The following is a 17,567-nucleotide window of genomic DNA, read 5'->3' as shown; positions in this document are numbered from 1 at the left end:
GGGCGATGACACTTCCCGGCCCCCTCCGCGGGGGCCCTGACCGAGCCGCGTACGGCGGACGACCGGGATCGCCGCCGCCCGTGTCCGCCGTACGCGGAGCTCTCACCGCGCGGGACGACGACGTCGTGCCGCGATCACCGCACCTCCCCCGAGGAGCACCGTGGCCGCGGCGATCCCCGCGAGCACGGCCGCACCGGAACCGGTGGAGGCGAGCCCGCCGCCCGTGAGGGCGGCCCCGCCGCTCGACGAACCGCCGCTCATGCCGGCGGAGCCGGAGCCAGCGCCGGAGCCGGCGCCGGAGCCGGTCGCCGGGGCGGTGGCGGTCGCCGTGTCCGTCGCGTCCGGTGCGTCGGTGGCCGGCGCGGAACCCGGCACCGAGGCCGACGGCGGGGGAGACGGCGAGGCGGTGGGCGCCGCCGTCGGTTCGTCGCCCGCGCCCGGCACCACGGTCGACGGATCCACGTCGTCCCCGACGACCCAGGCGAGCGTCTCCGTGTCGCTGACCTTCGTGCCGTCGGCGAGGGTGGCGCTGACGGTGAGGGTGGTGCGGTAGACGCCCTCCGCGGCGAAGGTCCACACGAAGTGGCTGTGCCGGCCGGCGGTCAGCGCGTAGCTGTCGGGCAGCCCGTCCCCGCTGTGGAACCTGATGTCCACGGCGCCCAGCGAGTCGGGGTTGAACATCGCGACCGCGCCCGGCCCCTGCACCTTGTCGAGCCGGTACGTGATCGGCCCGTCGACGTCGGCGGCGCGGTACTCCTCGGTGTTCCAGCCGGGCCAGACCAGACCGTCCACCTGGCTCTCCGGCAGCCACCACACGGGAGCCCCGACCGTGCCGAGGAAGCCGAACCCCTCCGTGATCCTCCGCAGCGCCGCGGGCTTCACGTGCAGGACGGTCCGGCCGGGCTCGTACCACTGGTACGACTGCGAGGTGCCCTGCTTGACCTGGAACTGGAGCTTCCCGCCCACCGGCCGGGCGGCCAGGTCGAGGTGCCCGTTGCCGATGACGTGCGCGGGCGGCGGGGAGGCGGCCGGTGGCGTACTGCCCGAGGCGCTCGCCGGGTCCGACGGGCCGCCGGGCGCGGGGCTGGTGCCGTCGCCCGGGAGCACGCCGGCCGGGTCGACGTCGTCGCCGACGACCACGGCGAGGGTCTCGGTGTCGCTGACGCCGCCGCCGGTCACCGTGAAGGTGAGCCGGTAGACGCCCTCGGCGTCGAACATCCAGGTCGGCGTGTGCCGCTGGGCGCCGCCGTCGAGGGTGAAGGCACGCGGCGCGGGATCGGCGCCGCCGAGATACATGACCGGCGGCTCGTCGTTGTTCTCCATGGCGAACGTGTACGTGGCCATGCCGAAGACGGCGGGCCCGTCGAACGCCGAGAGCCGCACCTCCGTCTCACCGCCCGCCTCGGAGCCGTTCCAGCCCGGCTCGAGGGCGAAGAGGTCGTCCGCCGTCTGGCCGTTGAGCTGCCAGGTGTCGTGACTGACCAGACCGAAGGCCTCGGCGAGCGGGGACGGAGTGTGTTGCAGCGTCGACGGTGTGACGTGCAGGACCACCTCGGACGGCTCGCGCACCACCGGCGCGTCCCCGCTCCGGTCGTCGATCTGCAACTGGAGCCTGCCGTCGACCGGCCGGGGAGTGAGGTCCACCTCGCCCTCGTCGAGGACGACGGCACCGCCGGCGGCGCGGGCCGACCCGCTGCCGCCGGCGACCAGCCCTGCCGCGCCCGTGAGCACCGCGGTCGCCGCGATGACGGCCGCCGTCGTGACGGCCCGGCCTCTGCGCGTCAGGGTCGTCATCACGAGCTGACGACGACGGTGTACGTCTCGGTGGCGGACTCGGTGACGCCGCCGACCGTGCCCTGGACACGGAAGGTCAGCCGGTAGGTGCCGGCCTCCTCGAAGGCCCAGTTGGCGTGGTTGTGGGTGGCGACGCCGAAGGAGCGGGACTTGAAGGTGGTGATGGCGGTGTTGGAGTCGAACCAGCGGCTGCCGCTGCCGGCGTAGATGCTGAAGTCCTCGGTGGCGGCGCCGTTCCGGGTGGCGCCGACGAGGGTGTAGGTGACGGTGTTGTTGGCGAAGACGCCGGTGGTGAGGTGCTCGGTGGAGATGCCGGGGAACAGGACGCCGGCCGCGTCGGCCTCGGTCTCGGTGTCCGGCAGCAGCCAGATCTGGCTGCCCGAGCCGAGGAAGCCGAAGCCGGGGTTGGCGACCTTGGCGGCGGCCGGCACGGACAGGGTCACGTCGGCCGGTTCGTACTCGGTCTCGCTCTCCTCGTCGTGGACGTGCAGGTGCAGGTCGGCGCCGTCCCATTCGGCGTCGAGCACGTCGACGTGGCCGCTGCCGAGCGTCGTCGCGGCGAGGGCCGGGGTGGCGGCGAGGCCGGCCACGGCGAGCGCGGCGGCGAGGGAGCCGGAGACGGTCAGGGCGCGGGTGAAGGCACGCAAGATGATCCCCCCAGGATCAGAAGGCGCACGCACTTGAGCGTGCGCAGACAAGTCACATGGTAATCATTTTCAAAAAGGGTTGGCAACGGTTGTGTGTGACCTGTGGGGGCGGGGACGGCGGCGACAAGGAGGGGGCGACGTCTCCGAAGACGACACCACCGCCCGGCGGAAGGCCGGGCGGTGGTGTCGAGGAGGGGTGGTGGCGCTGCTCCTGGGGCCGGGTTGCCGGCAGGGTCAGGGGCGCTACTCCTGAGCGTGCCGGATGGCGTCCAGCACGATGTGGGCCACGTGGTCGTCGGCGAGGGTGTACCGGGTCTCGCGCGCCTGGCGCCGGGCGGTGACGATCCGGGAGGTGCGCAGCACCCTCAGGTGCTGGGAGACCAGCGGTTGGCTCACGCCCAGAGCGGCCACGAGTTCATGGACGTACTTCCCGCCGTCGGCCAGCTCGCGCACGATACCCAGCCGCACGGGCGAGGCCAGGGCGCGCAGCAGCTCGCTGGCCGCCTGGAGATCCGCGGGGGGCTCGTCGGCCGGGGGAGGGGAAGTCATTGCCATATGCAGACATTAGCATATGACAATGGTTCCGGACCGTCGGGCGAGGACCGGACGGGCCTGCCCGGGCGAGGCCCGAGCGGGGCCTCGGCCGCCGCCCCCTCCCCTGTGACCTCAGTGGTCGTCCCAGTGCCCGTCGTGGGAGGCGTGACGGTGGCCGTCGTGCACGTAGTCGGTGTGGTCGTCGTGCGGTACGGCCACATGCCCGCAGCCGTCGCCGTGCTGGTGGTCGTGCCCGTCGTGGACGGCGTGGCCGGAGGTGGCGCACTCGTCGACGTGGTCCGCGTGCGCGCGGTGGATGTGCCCGTCGTGGGCGTAGTCGGTGTGGTCGCCGTGCGGAATGGCGACGTGGCCGCAGCCCTCGCCGTGGGTGTGCGTGTGGGCGTCGTGGGTGCGGTGTTCGGTGGCGCTGCTCATGGGGGCTCCTTGCTCGTGCCGGTGGCTGCCCGTGCTGTCGCCGGGGCCGGGCCGATGTATGGCGACATTAACATATAGCGATTGCTGCATACGTTGCCTGAGTCGCCCGCCAGTGGTGATGGCTGCTCCGATCCTCCGCGACGGAAGGCCATCACCGGACCAAGCGGTGGCAATGGCTTGGGGAAGGAGGCCGTACGGCAAGGGCGGGCGTAGGGCGAGGCGGGCGTGCGGCAAGAACGGGCGTACGGCAAGGCGGGCGTACGGCGAGGGCGGGCGTTCGGCGAGGGCGGGCGTTCGGCAAGGCGGGCGTACGGCGAGAACGGGCGTGCGGCAAGGGTGTGGCGGCGGTGCTGCGACGGGCGGGGGCTGCGGTCGGAGTGGCGCGGTCATCGCCGTCTCCTGCCGGGGCTACGGCACGTCAGCCGGCCGTCACGGCCGGACGCTGGGAAGGGCGTCAAGGCGCCGACGCCCTCGATGTGCCCTGGCCGCCGGACGGCCCGACCCCGCACATGACGAGGGCGGAGCCCGAAAGCCCCGCCCGCATCCCACAACACCTCGGCTCAGGGCCACACCAGGCAATACGGCTGGTGCCCCGCCTCATGCAGTCGGTGCGAGAAGTCCTGCCACTCGTGCAGCAGCTGGTACACGTTGAACGCGTCCCGGGGTCCGCCCCGGTCCGGGACGGTCGACCAGATGAACGCCGCCGCGCCGACCGCCTCCTCGCCGATGTCGCGGAGGGGGTCGACCACCGTCATCGGGAGCTTCACGACCGCGTAGTCGGGGTGCAGGACCACGAGTTCCAGCGGCGGCACCTTGTGCAGGGGGACGCCCTCGATGCCCGTCAGGACCATCGCCGCCATGGTCTCCGGCTTGATCTTGGTGAACATGCCGTTCATGCCGAGCTCGTCGCCGCCGAGTTCCTCGGGGCGCATCGAGATCGGGACGCGGGCCGCGGTCGCACCGTCCGGCGCGCCGAAGTACTTGTACGTCACCCCCACCCGACCACCATTCCTGCTCCCCTCCCGGAGGCGATCCGCCCGGCGGTCCAACCGCCGGTCGATCGGCTCGGGCTCACTCGGTACGCCCTGTGCCTGACGTGCTTCGGTACTCTCTGCCGCTGCCTCCGCGTCGCGCCGGTGCCTTCCCCGCCGGGCACGTCGAGGACCCAGGTCATCAGTCCCCTCACCCAGTCCGCCACCGCGATGCATATCTCCACCCGACTGCTTTTCTAGGACGCTTGGCCCCCGCCGCGCAACCCGATCATCGTGTCAGTGACCTCCCCCACGGCCGCCCGCCGAAACGTGCGTTGAAACACCTGCCCGCAGGATCTTCGCAGCCCTTCGCCACATCGTCGCTGTGAGCCGCGTCCACAGGGGCCAGTTTCGCAGATGGCGGACGGACGGCAGCGGCCGTCCGGTCGGCGTGGCCCCCGGCCACGGGCCGGGGGCCATGGCCCCGCTGCCCGCTACCCGCCCTGGCCTACCCTGAGGATGTCACTGGCAACCGGAGCCCCAGAAGTCGGAGAAGGTCGGAGTAGTCGCAGGTCATGAGCGAAATGCCCTATTCATACGATGCGCCTGTCTCGCAGGCCCTGTTCGACCGGGCGGCCGCCGTCACGCCGGGCGGCGTGAACTCCCCGGTGCGTGCCTTCCGTGCCGTGGGTGGTACGCCCCGGTTCATGGTGTCCGGCAGCGGTCCGTACCTGACGGACGCCGATGGGCGGGAGTACGTCGATCTGGTCTGCTCCTGGGGCCCCATGATCCTCGGGCACTCGCACCCCGAGGTCATCGCCGCGGTGCGGGACGCCGTCGCCCGCGGTACCTCCTTCGGCACGCCCGGTGAGGGCGAGGTCGCGCTCGCCGAGGAGATGGTGGCGCGGATCGAGCCCCTGGAGCAGGTGCGGCTCGTCTCCAGCGGGACCGAGGCCACCATGTCCGCCATCCGCCTGGCCCGCGGGTTCACCCGGCGCACCAAGGTGATCAAGTTCGCCGGGTGTTACCACGGGCACGTCGACTCGCTGCTCGCCTCGGCGGGCAGTGGCGTGGCCACCTTCGCGTTGCCGGACACCCCCGGTGTCACCGGCGCGCAGGCCGGCGACACGATCGTGCTGCCGTACAACGACCTCGAGGCCGTGCAGGAGGCCTTCCACCGGCATCCCGGTGAGATCGCCTGTGTCATCACCGAGGCGTCGCCCGGGAACATGGGCGTGGTGCCTCCGATGCCCGGGTTCAACCAGGGGCTCAAGGACGCCTGCGCGAACAACGGCGCCCTCTACATCTCCGACGAGGTCATGACCGGTTTCCGGACCAGCCGCGCCGGGTGGTACGGCATCGACGGGGTCAGGCCGGACCTGATGACCTTCGGCAAGGTGATGGGGGGCGGCTTCCCGGCCGCCGCCTTCGGCGGCCGTGCCGACGTCATGGCGCACCTCGCGCCCGCCGGGCCCGTCTACCAGGCCGGCACCCTCTCCGGGAACCCGGTCGCCACCGCCGCCGGCCTCGCCCAGCTCCGTCTCCTCGACGACGCCGCCTACGCCAAGGTCAACACCGCGTCCGAGCGGATCCAGGCGCTGGTGTCGGAGGCGCTGTCGAAGGAGGGCGTCGCGCACACGCTCCAGAGCGCCTCCAACATGTTCTCCGTCTTCTTCACGGACCGCGCGGTGCGTGACTACGAGGACGCCAAGGCGCAGGAGTCCTTCCGCTTCACCGCGTTCTTCCACTCGCTGCTGGCGAACGGCGTCTACCTGCCGCCCTCGTCCTTCGAGTCCTGGTTCGTGTCCACGGCCCACGACGACCGGGCCATCCAGCGGATCGCCGACGCCCTCCCGGCGGCGGCCCGAGCGGCGGCGGAGGCCACGGCGGCATGAGCGGCAACAGCAGCGACATCACCGTCGTCCACCTCATGCGGCACGGTGAGGTGGCCAACCCGGACGGCATCCTCTACGGCCGTCTCGCCGGCTACCACCTCTCCGAGCTCGGCCGGCGGATGGCCGAGCGGGTCGCCGACCACCTCGCCTCCCGGGACGTCACCCACGTCGGCGCCTCCCCGCTGGAGCGGGCGCAGGAGACGGCGGCCCCGATCGCCAAGGCGCACGGCCTGGACCTCGCCACCGACGCGCGGCTCATCGAGGCCGACAACGTCTTCCAGGGGAAGACCTTCGGGGTCGGGGACGGGGCGCTGCGCCGGCCCGAGAACTGGCGGCATCTCGTCAACCCGTTCAGGCCGTCCTGGGGTGAGCCGTACGTCGACCAGGTGGTGCGCATGATGGGCGCGCTGAACGCCGCGAAGGACCAGGCGCGGGGCCACGAGGCCGTGCTCGTCAGTCATCAGCTGCCGATCTGGATCGTGCGGTCCTACGTCGAGCGCCGGCGGCTGTGGCACGACCCGCGCAAGCGGCAGTGCACGCTCGCCTCCCTGACGACGTTCACGTACCAGGGCGACACGATCGTCTCCGTCGGCTACTCCGAGCCGGCCCTCGACCTCGTGCCGGAACACCTCCGCGCCGGCGCCAAGCCGGTGCAGGGCAAGGGCAAGGCCTACGGGGCGTAGGCCTCGCGGGCCCCGGACGGCGGGCTGCGGGCGTCATGGCTCGATCCTTGCCTCTGTTACGGAATCCGTAAGAATCGGCGGAACCTCCCCGTTGGTCCCGTGCTCTGAGTGGGTGACCACCAGAGCACGTGACGAACGGAGATGCCATGCGCACTCTCACCCGACGGGGAGCCCTCGGACTCGGGGCCGCGGCCGCGGCCACGGCCGGACTCGCAGGATGTGCCGACCTCTCCTCGTCAGAGGGGTCGAAGCGCACACCGGGTTCCGGGAAGAATCGTTCCGCCAGTCCCCAGGGCAGTCCCAGGGCCACCGCACGCCCCCTCGGGGACGGCTCCACCTCCTTCACCGGCAAGCAGCCCCACCAGCCCGCCGCGCCGGAGCCGCTGGAGCCCGGCCTGGAACCGCCGCAGTTCGTCGTCTTCTCCTGGGACGGAGCGGGCGAGGTCGGCAACGGCCTCTTCACCCGCTTCCTGGACCTCGCCAAGGAGCACGGCGCGTCCATGACCTTCTTCCTCTCCGGGCTCTACCTCCTGCCCGAGTCGAAGAAGCGCCTGTACGACCCGCCCAACAACCCGCGCGGCGCCTCCGACATCGGCTACCTCACCGACGCGCACATCAAGGACACGCTCGAGGGCGTCCGCCGCGCCTGGCTCGAAGGGCACGAGATCGGGACGCACTTCAACGGGCACTTCTGCGGTGAGGGCCGCGGCTCGGTCGCCCACTGGACCCCGCGGCAGTGGCGCAGCGAGATCGACCAGGCCAAGTCCTTCGTGAAGGAGTGGCGGACCAACACCGGGTGGACCGACCTGCCCTCCCTCCCGTTCGACTACGACAAGGAACTGGTCGGCGGCCGTACGCCCTGTCTGCTCGGGCAGGACAACCTGCTGCCCACCGCCCGGGCCCTGGGCTGGCGCTACGACGCCTCGTCGCCCGGCGGCCGCCAGGTCTGGCCCCAGAAGAAGCAGGGCATATGGGACCTTCCGCTCCAGCAGATACCTTTCCCCGGTCGTGGCTTCGAGGTCCTCGCCATGGACTACAACATGCTCGCCAACCAGTCGGTCAACTCGACCAACGCGCCCGCGCACAACCATCCGGGCTGGCGCGAGCAGGCGACCGGGGCGTACATCCAGGGATTCAAGCGGGCATACGAGACAAACCGCGCACCCCTCTTCATCGGCAACCACTTCGAGCAGTGGAACGGCGGCATCTACATGGACGCCGTCGAGCGGGCCTTCCAGCACATCGCGCGCGAGAAGGAGAAGGGCGGGGACGTGCGGCTCGTCTCCTTCCGGCAGTTCACCGACTGGATCGACGTGCAGAAGCCCGAGGTGCTCGCCAGGCTGCGCACCCTGGAGGTCGGGCAGCAGCCGGCCGGTGGCTGGAAGTCCTTCCTGGGGGAGACCGCGACCGCGTCCCCAAGCACCGCCTGAAATGCGGATTTCCCCCCGCAAGGGGGGTGCGCAAGATCCCCAGAACGGGCATGCGAAACTTTTCACATGAGTGCCGCCCGTCTGACGACCGCCGCCGGTGCCGCGGTTGCCGCGCTGCTGCTGTCCGCCTGTACCTCCGGAGGTCTCTCCGGCGGTGGCGGTGACACCAACTTCATCATGGGCAAGGACGGCATCTCCACCGTCGAGAAGGGCAAGCGCGATCCGGCCCCCGACCTGTCCGGCAAGACCCTCGAGGACAAGCAGCTGGCGGTCTCCTCCTTCAAGGGCAAGGTCGTCGTCCTGAACGTGTGGGGTTCCTGGTGCGCCCCCTGCCGCGCCGAGGCCCCGAACTTCCAGAAGGTCTCCACGGACCTCGCGTCGCAGGGCGTGCAGTTCGTCGGCATCAACGTCGCCGACGCCCAGGTCAAGAGCGCACTCGCCTTCGAGAAGCAGTACGGCGTCACCTACCCCAGCCTGTACGACCCGAGCAGCAAGCTGATGCTCCGCTTCGAGAAGGGCACGCTCAACCCACAGGCGATCCCCTCCACGCTCGTCCTCGACCGGGACGGGAAGATCGCGGCCCGCTCCCTGGCCGCGCTCAGCGAGGAGAAGCTGCGCTCCATGATCGCCCCGGTCCTGGCGGAGAAGTGACGTGAGCGCGGTCACCACGCTCGCCGCGGAGGGCTACAACGGCACGGTGCTCAACGGCGCCCTGCTGGTCGCCCTGCCCATCGCGCTGCTCGGCGGGCTCGTCTCCTTCTTCTCCCCGTGCGTCCTGCCGCTGGTCCCCGGCTACCTCTCCTACGTCACCGGGGTCACCGGCACCGATCTGGCCGAGGCCCGGCGCGGCCGGATGATCGCGGGCGCCTCGCTGTTCGTGGCGGGCTTCACCGCCGTGTTCGTCTCCGGCGGGGCCCTGTTCGGCTACTTCGGGGCGACGCTCCAGGAGCAGCAGGGCGTCCTGTCCAAGGTGCTGGGTGCGCTCATGATCCTCATGGGCGTGTTCTTCATGGGGCTGATGCCGTGGATGACCCAGCGGGAGTTCCGCCTCCACCGAAAGCCCGTGGCCGGACTGGTCGGCGCCCCCCTGCTCGGCGCGCTCTTCGGCGTCGGCTGGACGCCCTGCATCGGTCCGACCCTCGCCTCCGTGCTCGCCCTGTCCTCGCAGCAGTCGAGCGCGGGCCGCGGTGCCGTACTGACCGTCGCCTACTGCCTCGGCCTCGGTGTGCCGTTCGTGCTGGCCGCGGTCGCCTTCCGCAAGGCGCTCGGCGCCTTCGGCTGGGTCAAGCGCCACTATGTCTGGGTGATGCGGATCGGCGGCACGATGATGATCGTCACCGGCCTGCTGCTGCTGACCGGTGCCTGGGACAGCCTCGTACAGGACATGCAGTCCTGGTCCGCCGGATTCACCGTGGGGATCTGATCCATGAGCAAGACCACTACGACCGGTGCGCCGACCGGTGACACCCCGGCCGCCGCCCCCGACGACCAGGACCTCGGCGCCGCCGGCTCCCAGCTGTCCACGGCGCCCGCGGACACCCTGGCGAGCGGGCCCGCCCTCGGCGTGACCGGCTGGGCCCGCTGGTTCTGGCGGCAGCTGACCTCCATGCGGGTGGCCCTGCTGCTCCTGCTGCTGCTGGCGCTCGGAGCCATCCCCGGCTCGCTGATCCCGCAGACCGGCCAGGACGCCACCAAGGTCGCCGACTTCGAGAAGAACCACCCGACCCTCGCGCCGATCTACGACAAGCTCGGCCTCTTCCACGTCTACGGCTCGGTGTGGTTCTCCGCGATCTACATCCTGCTGTTCGTCTCCCTCATCGGCTGCATCGTGCCCCGCACCTGGCAGTTCGTGGGCCAGCTGCGCGGCCGTCCGCCGGGTGCGCCCAAGCGGCTGACCCGGCTGCCCGCGCACACCACGTGGCGTACCGAGGCCGAGCCGGAGCAGGTGCGCGAGGCCGCGCTGGCGTTGCTGAAGAAGCGCCGCTTCCGCGCCCACCTGGCCGGTGACGCCGTCGCCGCCGAGAAGGGCTATCTGCGCGAGGTCGGCAACCTCGCCTTCCACATCGCCCTCATCGTGATGCTGGTCGCCTTCGCCTGGGGCCAGCTCTTCAAGTCCGAGGGCAACAAGCTCCTCGTCGAGGGCAACGGTTTCTCCAACACGCTGATCTCGTACGACGACTTCAAGTCCGGCAACCTCTTCTCCGCCGACGACCTGACGCCGTTCAGCTTCAGCCTGGACGACTTCACCGGCACCTACGAGGCCTCCGGCCCCAACAAGGGCACCCCGCGCACCTACCAGGCCGCCCTCACCTACTCCAAGGGCGCCTACGGCAAGGACGAGAAGACCGTCGTCAAGGTCAACCACCCCCTGGAGATCGGCGACTCGAAGGTCTACCTCACGGCCCACGGTTACGCCCCCGTCGTCACCGTCCGGGACGGCAAGGGCGAGGTCGTGTTCCACGACGCCGTCCCGCTGCTGCCGCTGGACTCCAACGTCACCTCCTCCGGCGTGATCAAGGTCCTCGACGGCTACAGGAACGCCAAGGGCGTCACCGAACAGCTCGGCTTCCAGGCCTTCTTCCTGCCCTCCTACACTCCGGGCAACGAGGTGTCCTCCACCTTCCCCGCGCTGCTGAACCCGATGCTGAACCTGGAGCCGTACCACGGCGACCTCGGCGTCAACTCGGGCATCCCGCAGAGCGTGTACCAGCTGGACAAGACCCACATGAAGGACTTCAAGGACGCCAAGGGCCTCCAGCTGCGGGACAACCTCCAGCCGGGTGAGACGCTGACGCTTCCGGGCGGCGCCGGCTCGATCACCTACGAGGGCACCAAGGAGTGGGCGAACTTCCAGATCACGCAGCAGCCCGGCAGCGGCTGGGCGCTCGCCGGTGCCCTCACCGCGATCTTCGGTCTGGCCGCCTCCCTGTTCATCCAGCGCCGCCGGGTGTGGGTGCGGGCGGTACGGGGCGCCGACGGCGTGACGGTCGTCGAGATGGCCGGGCTGGGCCGCAGCGAGTCCGCCAAGGTGCCCGAGGAACTCGGCGACCTCGCCGGCATCCTCTACGACCAGGCCCCCGGGGCACCCGATCCCGAGGACGACCCTTCCGAATCCCCCGACCCCCAAGCCGTACCTGCCGAAGGGGCTGAGAAGTGACTCTCGCCGCCGCAACCGAGTTGGCCGCCGCCACCAACGAGAACCTCGCGAACATCAGCAACACGCTGATCTACTCCGCGATGGCCGTCTACACCCTGGCCTTCTTCGCGTACATCGCCGAATGGCTCTTCGGCAGCCGCAGCAAGGTCGGCCGCACCGCCGCCGCGCTCACCGCGGAGGCGACGCACACGGGCAAGGCCCCGGCCGTCACCGTCAAGAAGAACGGCGGCACCGCCGTCCTGGAGCGCCCGCGGGTCGTCGTACGCTCCGCGTCCGGCGCGCGGGACGTGCCCGACGGGCCGGGCGCGCACGGCGGGGACGAGCAGGGCGACCTGTACGGCCGGATCGCCATCTCCCTCACGGTGCTCGCCTTCCTGGTCGAACTGGGCGGCGTGATCGCCCGAGCGGCCTCGGTGGAGCGGGCCCCCTGGGGCAACATGTACGAGTTCAACATCACCTTCTCCACGGTGGCCGTCGGCGTCTACCTGGGCCTGCTCGCGCTGAAGAAGAACGTGCGCTGGCTCGGCCTGTTCCTGACCACCACGGTCCTGCTCGACCTGGGCCTCGCGGTCACCGTCCTCTACACGGCGAGCGACCAGCTGGTCCCGGCCCTGCACTCGTACTGGCTGTACATCCACGTCTCCACCGCGATCTTCTGCGGCGCGGTGTTCTACGTCGGCGCGGTCGCCACGATCCTGTACCTGTTCAAGGACTCCTATGAGAACAAGCTCGCGGCCGGCGGCAGGCCCGGCAGGTTCGCGAACTCGGTCCTGGACCGCCTGCCCGCGTCGGCCTCGCTCGACAAGTTCGCCTACCGCGTGAACGCGGCCGTCTTCCCGCTGTGGACGTTCACGATCATCGCGGGCGCGATCTGGGCGGGCGACGCCTGGGGCCGCTACTGGGGCTGGGACCCCAAGGAGACCTGGTCCTTCATCACCTGGGTCGCCTACGCCTGCTACCTGCACGCCCGCGCCACGGCCGGCTGGAAGGGCCGCAAGGCCGCGTGGCTCGCCCTGATCGCCTTCGGCTGCTGGCTGTTCAACTACTACGGCGTCAACATCTTCGTCTCCGGCAAGCACTCGTACGCGGGCGTGTGACCCCACGCACGGAAGGCCGGTTCCCGTGGCTCGGGTCACGGGAACCGGCCTTTGCCGTGCGACAGGGGGACCGCCCGACGAGCCCGACGGCGGAGCCGTGCCGGCCGGCGGCGTCCGTAACGGGTGCGCGAGCCCTGGCCAGGGGTCAGGCTGGTGTCATGACCGGTTCTGTCGAACAGGGCACCAGCCAGACCCACGGGAACACGCACATCCTGCACTTGCTGGTGCGGCTCCCCCGGCCCATGGAGACGGTCTGGCCGGCGGTCGCCACCGCGGACGGGCTCGGGGCCTGGTGGGCGGCCGTCGACGTCCTCGAACCCCGGCTCGGCGGACTGGTCGCCCTGCGCGGTGTGGGGAGCGGGCAGGTCACCGCCTGGGACGTGGACCGCGTGGCCGAGTACACCGTGGAGGGCGGTGGCCGTATCCGCTTCCATTTGGAGCGGGACGGGGAAACCGGCACCGTCCTGCGTTTCACGCACGAATTCCAGGGCGAGGGGGAGACGGAACCGCGCTGGCGGGCCCGATTCGAATCGCTCGTCGAGTGGCTGAAATAGCCAGGGCGGACCACCCGGAATGGAAACCGGGTGATCCGCCCTGGCGGAATTCGTCGTTACGACGTGACCCCGTAGACGTTGGAGCACGTCAGCCCGGCGCTGTTGTTGCCGATGCAGACCCAGAAGTTGTAGGACCTGTCCTCGGGGAGGTCTCCGCCCACGTTCCTCGTGAACGGGGAGCTGTACCCGAACGTGCCGGCCTCGCGGACGGGGCTCGTGCCCAGGTAGGCGCCGATGCCGTAGCCGTCGGCCAGGGAGTCGTGCGCCGTGAGGGTGTCCCCGTTCGCCGTCCACTTCCCGTATCCGGCGTACCGGTCGTTGAGGTAGATGTCGATCTCGCGCGAACCGTCGCTCAGCTTCGGTCCGACGTCGAAGCGGACCCCGGAGGGTCCGGCGGCGGCGGTTCCGGCGCCGATGGAAAGGACCAGCCCGGCCGTGGCGACGACGGTTCCCAGAATCTGTGCGGACTTCCTGCCCAGAGAAATCTTCATTCCCACCCGTTTCGTATGAAGGTTTTGGTCGTCCATGATCATAATCGAACTCGCAGCCGAGCGCCAAGGAATATTACGGGTCGGCAAATCGGGCCAAAGGGTGAATTGGGGGGAATGTGCGGGAATGCTGAGTCGACCGCCTAGGAGGACGGCGGCAGACACTCCTTTTCCGGCGGTTTCCCCTCCGGCCAGGCGATCCGCACGAAACGGGAACCGCCGTCGGCGTGCAGCTCCACGATCGGCACGGCCTTGTCGTACGGGTTGCCGTGCGCGTCCAGACAGATCCAGCCGCTCGCCCCGTTCACCCGCAGCGAGCCCTTGACCTGCGGCCACTGGAGGCCGACGTCCGCGAGGGGCGGGGCGGTCCCACCCGGCGGCGTGGCCTCGCGGATGCCGTGGATCGCCAGCCGCAGGGCGTCGTACGCGATGATCAGCTGGCCGTCCTCCAGGCCGGTCGAGCCGATCGGGCCGACCGGCGCGCGCGTGCCGCGGGCCAGCAGGTCGGTCAGCGCCCGCGCGTCCGCCGCCGAACCGCCGGGCGTCCCGGCGGGGGCCGTCGTCCAGGCGTCCGGGTGGGCGAGGGCGGTGTAGCGGACGGACAGGTTGTGGGTGAGGGCGGTGCGGTCCAGCTTCTTGTCGCCGGCCAGGTACGAGCCCTCGTCGCCGGTCAGCAGCGTGAACCTGCGGTCCTGGCAGCCGCGGGTGCCCAGCGCGTTGATGAACTGCCGCAGCTGCGTGTGGCGGCCCGCGAACAGGATCGTGTCCGTCTCCGGCGAGGTGTCGCACACCAGGTGCGTGATCTGCCGGAACGTGTTCGCGGTCGTCCCCTCCCGGGTGCGGTCGGCGGGTGGCGTGAACGGCTGCGGCTCGTACGGCGACCCCTTGATCAGCCCCGCGAACGACGTCTGGAGCGTCCGCGTGTACGGATCGCCCGGCTTGTCGTACACCAGCAGCGCCCGCCCCGCGCTCACCTTCGCGAACGACGCCAGGGCGCGCGCCTCGTCGGTGTTGGTGGGCGAGACCCGGGCCAGCCCCGGGAAGGGGTCCCGGCCGCCCTGTCCGTTGGCGAGGTCGTCGGCGGTGATGGAGGCGCCGACCACCGGGATGCCCCGCCGGGTCAGCTCCGCCACGGCCTTCTTGTTGTTGTCGGTGCTCATGCCGACCCCGACGACCGCCCGCAGCCGGTCGGCGCCCTCGGCCATCCGCTCCAACCGGTCCACCAGCGGCTCCCAGTGCTCGCTGGTGGCACCGGGGTTGGCGAGCACCAGCCGGATCGCCGGGGCCTGCCCGTTGGAGGTGTGGTTGGCCTGCCACTGCGCCAGATAGGCGCCCTGCACCTCGTGCAGGATGTCGCTGAGGGTGGAGGGGGTGGTGGCGGTGTACGGCAGCATCAGCGCCACCGTCACGTAACTCCCCTTCTTCAGCCGGTCGTTCTCCCGGTCGATCGCCCGCACCGCCTCGCGCAGCCGCGGCCGTCCGAAGTCGTACGCCGTCGAGGTCACGCCCACGCACTCGTCGCTGCCCTCGGGCCGGGCCACCCCCGGGGCGCAGGAGCGGTTCTCCTGGGTGAACGCCCGCACCGCGAAGACCAGCCCGGTGACCAGGGCCGCCGTCACCAGCAGCGCGAGGTAGCGGTAGAGGCGGATCTCCCAGATCTCCCGCAGCCACCGCACGAACGGGCTTCTCACCCCCGCGCCACCGCCACCGCCATCGCTCGCCATCACGCCTCCCCGTCCCCGTCGTCGGATCCGTCGTCGGCCGGTGTGCGCAGGGGGCGGCCGGCGCGCGCGTCCCGGGGCCAGGCCCGGGACGTCGCGAACAGCAGCGCGCCCCCGGCGGGCCGCAGGTCGGACAGTTGCAGCAGCTCGAACTCCAGCCGCCCGCACACCTTCGGGTCGGGCAGCACCAGCGGGTCGGTGACCTGCCAGACCGCGTGCAGCAGCCGCCGTACCCGCAGGTGCAGGAAGGCGTCCGCGCCCTCCGGCGGCTCGTGCGCGGCGTCCGTACGGCCCAGCGCGACCGCCGTCCGGTGGTCGTCGTGGCCGGCCGCGTCCCGGCCCTCGTCGTCGTGCGCGGGGAAGCAGGGCGCCGACGCCAGGAAGCACAGGGTGTCCAGCCAGGCGCGGGTGTCGAGCGTGAGGAAGGTGTCGCGCAGGTGGGCGACGGCGTTCGCGGTGTGTCCGAGGGCCAGTTCGTGGGAGAGCCGGTAGCGGGCGCGGGCCGGGTCGGCGTCGTGCTCGCCGTCGGGCTCCGCGTAGTGCCGGATCAGCGTCTCGTGCACCTCGCGCCAGCCGCTGTGGTCGGCGTCCCGGTGGTACAGCCGCAGCAGCAGCAGCGTGCGCACGAACGGGTCGCCCACGAAGTGGCCCGGCACGGCCGGCAGCCCCTCCTCGGCGAGCCGCACCCGCAGCGACCGTACGCCCGAGGAGCCGAAGTCGTCCGGGAGGTGGGCGGCGGCGAGCGCCACCGCGGAGTCGTGGTCGTGGGCCGCGGCCAGCACGGTCAGCTCCTCGAGCCGGTCGACCGGGACCAGACGGCGCAGCAGCTCGCCGTAGACCGGCTGGTCGTCGGTCTGGCCCTCCTCCAGCCGGATCCCGGCGGTCAGCAGCCGGCCCAGGGACGCCGCCCGGCCCGGGTGCCGGCGCGCCGCGGTGGACACCAGGACGATGCCGAGCGGGTTCCCGCCGGTCAGCCGGTGCGTGGCCTGCGGCAGCCGGGGCGGGATCTCGATGTCGTCGCAGACCGCGCCCATCATGTGCAGGGTGTCGTCCGGGGACAGCGGCGGCAGCGTCACCAGCAGCGCCCGTGAGGACGGCGCACTCCCCGGCTCCCACTCGGTGGCCCGCGCCACCTCCGGCAGCGCCCGCCGTACGGCGTCCGCCAGCGCCGGATGGCCGGTCCCGCGGACGGTGGCCACGCACACCACCTGGTCGGCCGTCCCCTCGGCCCGGTCGCGCAGCACCGCGTCCAGCAGCCCGGGACCCGGACCGCTGCCCGCGTTGTCCAGCAGGACGACCGGCCGGCCCAGCCGCCGCAGATGCGAGCCCAGCCCCGCGTACGCCTCCGCCAGGTCGGCGATCAGCGCCCGCACCAGCCAGCGCTCGGCGTGCTCGCGCGAGGTGCCGCCGGCCCGGAAGTTCCCTGCGAGCAGCAGCAGGCCGCGCTTGGCGTTGCCGCCCGCGTTCGGGTAACCGCGGTACCACTGGGACGGCTTCTGCTCCTTGTGGTGCGTGAACCCCTCCGAGAGCGCCTCCAGCGTGGCCTCGATGGCCGCCGCCACGAACGGGCCCTGACCGCTCGCGGCCCCGATGACCCGCCCCGCCACCCGGGCCGCCCACCGCCCCGCCATGCTGAACCGTGAACCGCGCTCGTTCAGCAGCAGGATCCGCACCAGCTCCCGCCGGATCCGCTCCGAGTCGGTCCGCCCGCTCCAGTCGCTGGCCCGCACCGCCACCAGGCCCGCCGTCAGCCGCGGGAACGTGAGCTGCCCGGCCGCCTTCACCGGCTCCGTCAACTGCTCGGCGAGCACCAGCAGCGCCTGCCACACCGGCGACCAGGACTCCGGGTTCTCCTCGTGCGGCGGCCCCGCGAACTGCTCGTCCGCACAGTCGACCAACGCGACCGGAGTGCGCTTGCGGGCCTCGCCCTTCCGGTTCCGCTCGGTGTAGGCCTCCCACACCTCCCCGAGCACCGCGCTCTTGCCGAGCCCCCGGCCGCCCGCCAGCACCAGCACCGGCATCTCGTCCGGATGCTCGACCTTCACGGCGAAGTGCTCGTACGGCCGCAGCCCCACCAGCCGGGGCACCAGCCCGGCCGGCTCCACGTCGAACAGCGCCCCCCGCCCGTACAACCGTCCGTGCACCGCACCTCCCCCAGGGT

General features: G+C 71.5%; 16 protein-coding genes. 8 read left to right on the top strand and 8 right to left on the bottom strand.

The genetic code is table 11. From position 1 onward, the window contains the following. Positions 1–102: 102 nt before the first annotated feature. The 5 genes from ACF1A1_RS11555 to ACF1A1_RS11535 all read right to left on the bottom strand — a co-directional run bounded on the left by ACF1A1_RS11555 (position 103) and on the right by ACF1A1_RS11535 (position 4,618). Entirely contained in the window at positions 103–1,794 is a 1,692-nt protein-coding gene (locus tag ACF1A1_RS11555; RefSeq protein ID WP_391998983.1) for a choice-of-anchor M domain-containing protein, read from the bottom strand. Next, on the bottom strand, positions 1,794–2,441 hold the full coding sequence (locus ACF1A1_RS11550; RefSeq protein ID WP_391998982.1) for a choice-of-anchor M domain-containing protein: 648 nt from the start codon (positions 2,439–2,441) through the stop codon (positions 1,794–1,796). Before ACF1A1_RS11550 ends, ACF1A1_RS11555 begins: the two co-directional genes overlap by 1 nt. A 243-nt stretch (positions 2,442–2,684) precedes the next feature. After that, positions 2,685–2,996: an ArsR/SmtB family transcription factor gene (locus ACF1A1_RS11545; protein WP_391998980.1), complete on the bottom strand. Its 312-nt coding sequence runs from the start codon at positions 2,994–2,996 to the stop codon at positions 2,685–2,687. 111 nt (positions 2,997–3,107) lie between these two features. Then, positions 3,108–3,410 carry a hypothetical protein gene (locus ACF1A1_RS11540; RefSeq protein ID WP_391998978.1) on the bottom strand — a complete coding sequence of 101 codons (303 nt, stop codon included), beginning with the start codon at positions 3,408–3,410 and terminating at the stop codon, positions 3,108–3,110. Positions 3,411–3,970: 560 nt separating this feature from the next. Then, positions 3,971–4,618 carry a hypothetical protein gene (locus ACF1A1_RS11535; RefSeq protein ID WP_391998977.1) on the bottom strand — a complete coding sequence of 216 codons (648 nt, stop codon included), beginning with the start codon at positions 4,616–4,618 and terminating at the stop codon, positions 3,971–3,973. Positions 4,619–4,956: 338 nt separating this feature from the next. On the opposite strand from ACF1A1_RS11535, the gene hemL reads away from it, so the two are divergent. The 8 genes from hemL (at position 4,957) to ACF1A1_RS11495 (ending at position 13,197) form a co-directional block, all read left to right on the top strand. Then, a complete protein-coding gene (gene hemL, locus ACF1A1_RS11530) occupies positions 4,957–6,276 on the top strand; it encodes a glutamate-1-semialdehyde 2,1-aminomutase (RefSeq protein ID WP_391998975.1) in 1,320 nt (439 codons plus the stop codon). Next, positions 6,273–6,959 (top strand): histidine phosphatase family protein, encoded by a 687-nt coding sequence (locus ACF1A1_RS11525; protein ID WP_391998973.1) that lies wholly within the window; start codon positions 6,273–6,275, stop codon positions 6,957–6,959. The genes hemL and ACF1A1_RS11525 overlap by 4 nt, the downstream gene beginning before the upstream one ends. A 146-nt stretch (positions 6,960–7,105) precedes the next feature. Further along, positions 7,106–8,389, top strand: coding sequence for a hypothetical protein (locus tag ACF1A1_RS11520; RefSeq protein ID WP_391998972.1), 1,284 nt, complete (start codon positions 7,106–7,108; stop codon positions 8,387–8,389). A 66-nt stretch (positions 8,390–8,455) separates the two neighbouring features. Beyond that, on the top strand, positions 8,456–9,040 hold the full coding sequence (locus ACF1A1_RS11515; RefSeq protein WP_391998970.1) for a TlpA family protein disulfide reductase: 585 nt from the start codon (positions 8,456–8,458) through the stop codon (positions 9,038–9,040). A 1-nt stretch (position 9,041) separates the two neighbouring features. Then, positions 9,042–9,812: a cytochrome c biogenesis CcdA family protein gene (locus ACF1A1_RS11510; RefSeq protein ID WP_391998969.1), complete on the top strand. Its 771-nt coding sequence runs from the start codon at positions 9,042–9,044 to the stop codon at positions 9,810–9,812. A gap of 3 nt (positions 9,813–9,815) precedes the next feature. Continuing rightward, complete coding sequence (locus tag ACF1A1_RS11505) at positions 9,816–11,546, top strand: cytochrome c biogenesis protein ResB (RefSeq protein WP_391998967.1); 1,731 nt, start codon at positions 9,816–9,818, stop codon at positions 11,544–11,546. Continuing rightward, entirely contained in the window at positions 11,543–12,643 is a 1,101-nt protein-coding gene (ccsB, locus tag ACF1A1_RS11500) for a c-type cytochrome biogenesis protein CcsB (RefSeq protein WP_391998965.1), read from the top strand. Before ACF1A1_RS11505 ends, ccsB begins: the two co-directional genes overlap by 4 nt. Before the next feature lie 158 nt (positions 12,644–12,801). After that, positions 12,802–13,197, top strand: coding sequence for a hypothetical protein (locus ACF1A1_RS11495; RefSeq protein ID WP_391998963.1), 396 nt, complete (start codon positions 12,802–12,804; stop codon positions 13,195–13,197). Positions 13,198–13,253: 56 nt separating this feature from the next. Here ACF1A1_RS11495 and ACF1A1_RS11490 read toward each other — a convergent pair whose 3' ends face one another. The 3 genes from ACF1A1_RS11490 to ACF1A1_RS11480 form a co-directional block, all read right to left on the bottom strand. Next, positions 13,254–13,688, bottom strand: a complete 435-nt coding sequence (locus ACF1A1_RS11490) for a hypothetical protein (RefSeq protein WP_391998961.1) — start codon at positions 13,686–13,688, stop codon at positions 13,254–13,256. Between the two features lie 140 nt (positions 13,689–13,828). Further along, a complete protein-coding gene (locus ACF1A1_RS11485; protein ID WP_391998959.1) occupies positions 13,829–15,409 on the bottom strand; it encodes a hypothetical protein in 1,581 nt (526 codons plus the stop codon). After that, positions 15,409–17,550 (bottom strand): hypothetical protein, encoded by a 2,142-nt coding sequence (locus tag ACF1A1_RS11480; RefSeq protein WP_391998958.1) that lies wholly within the window; start codon positions 17,548–17,550, stop codon positions 15,409–15,411. Before ACF1A1_RS11480 ends, ACF1A1_RS11485 begins: the two co-directional genes overlap by 1 nt. Positions 17,551–17,567: the final 17 nt, after the last annotated feature.

The sequence above is a fragment of the Streptomyces sp. NPDC014995 genome (assembly GCF_043080745.1).
Classification (GTDB): Bacteria; Actinomycetota; Actinomycetes; order Streptomycetales; family Streptomycetaceae; genus Streptomyces.
Note: the sequence above shows the minus strand (reverse complement) of the source record. Positions and strands in the feature narration are given on the sequence as shown.

What these genes read in the sequence shown, in the direction of transcription:
- ACF1A1_RS11555 (WP_391998983.1), bottom strand. Translation starts at nt 1,794, where the DNA reads ATGACGACCCTGACGCGCAGAGGCCGGGCCGTCACGACGGCGGCCGTC.
- ACF1A1_RS11545 (WP_391998980.1), bottom strand. Translation starts at nt 2,996, where the DNA reads ATGGCAATGACTTCCCCTCCCCCGGCCGACGAGCCCCCCGCGGATCTC.
- ACF1A1_RS11540 (WP_391998978.1), bottom strand. Translation starts at nt 3,410, where the DNA reads ATGAGCAGCGCCACCGAACACCGCACCCACGACGCCCACACGCACACC.
- ACF1A1_RS11535 (WP_391998977.1), bottom strand. Translation starts at nt 4,618, where the DNA reads ATGCATCGCGGTGGCGGACTGGGTGAGGGGACTGATGACCTGGGTCCT.
- hemL (WP_391998975.1), top strand. Translation starts at nt 4,957, where the DNA reads ATGAGCGAAATGCCCTATTCATACGATGCGCCTGTCTCGCAGGCCCTG.
- ACF1A1_RS11525 (WP_391998973.1), top strand. Translation starts at nt 6,273, where the DNA reads ATGAGCGGCAACAGCAGCGACATCACCGTCGTCCACCTCATGCGGCAC.
- ACF1A1_RS11520 (WP_391998972.1), top strand. Translation starts at nt 7,106, where the DNA reads ATGCGCACTCTCACCCGACGGGGAGCCCTCGGACTCGGGGCCGCGGCC.
- ACF1A1_RS11515 (WP_391998970.1), top strand. Translation starts at nt 8,456, where the DNA reads ATGAGTGCCGCCCGTCTGACGACCGCCGCCGGTGCCGCGGTTGCCGCG.
- ACF1A1_RS11505 (WP_391998967.1), top strand. Translation starts at nt 9,816, where the DNA reads ATGAGCAAGACCACTACGACCGGTGCGCCGACCGGTGACACCCCGGCC.
- ACF1A1_RS11495 (WP_391998963.1), top strand. Translation starts at nt 12,802, where the DNA reads ATGACCGGTTCTGTCGAACAGGGCACCAGCCAGACCCACGGGAACACG.
- ACF1A1_RS11490 (WP_391998961.1), bottom strand. Translation starts at nt 13,688, where the DNA reads ATGAAGATTTCTCTGGGCAGGAAGTCCGCACAGATTCTGGGAACCGTC.
- ACF1A1_RS11485 (WP_391998959.1), bottom strand. Translation starts at nt 15,409, where the DNA reads ATGGCGAGCGATGGCGGTGGCGGTGGCGCGGGGGTGAGAAGCCCGTTC.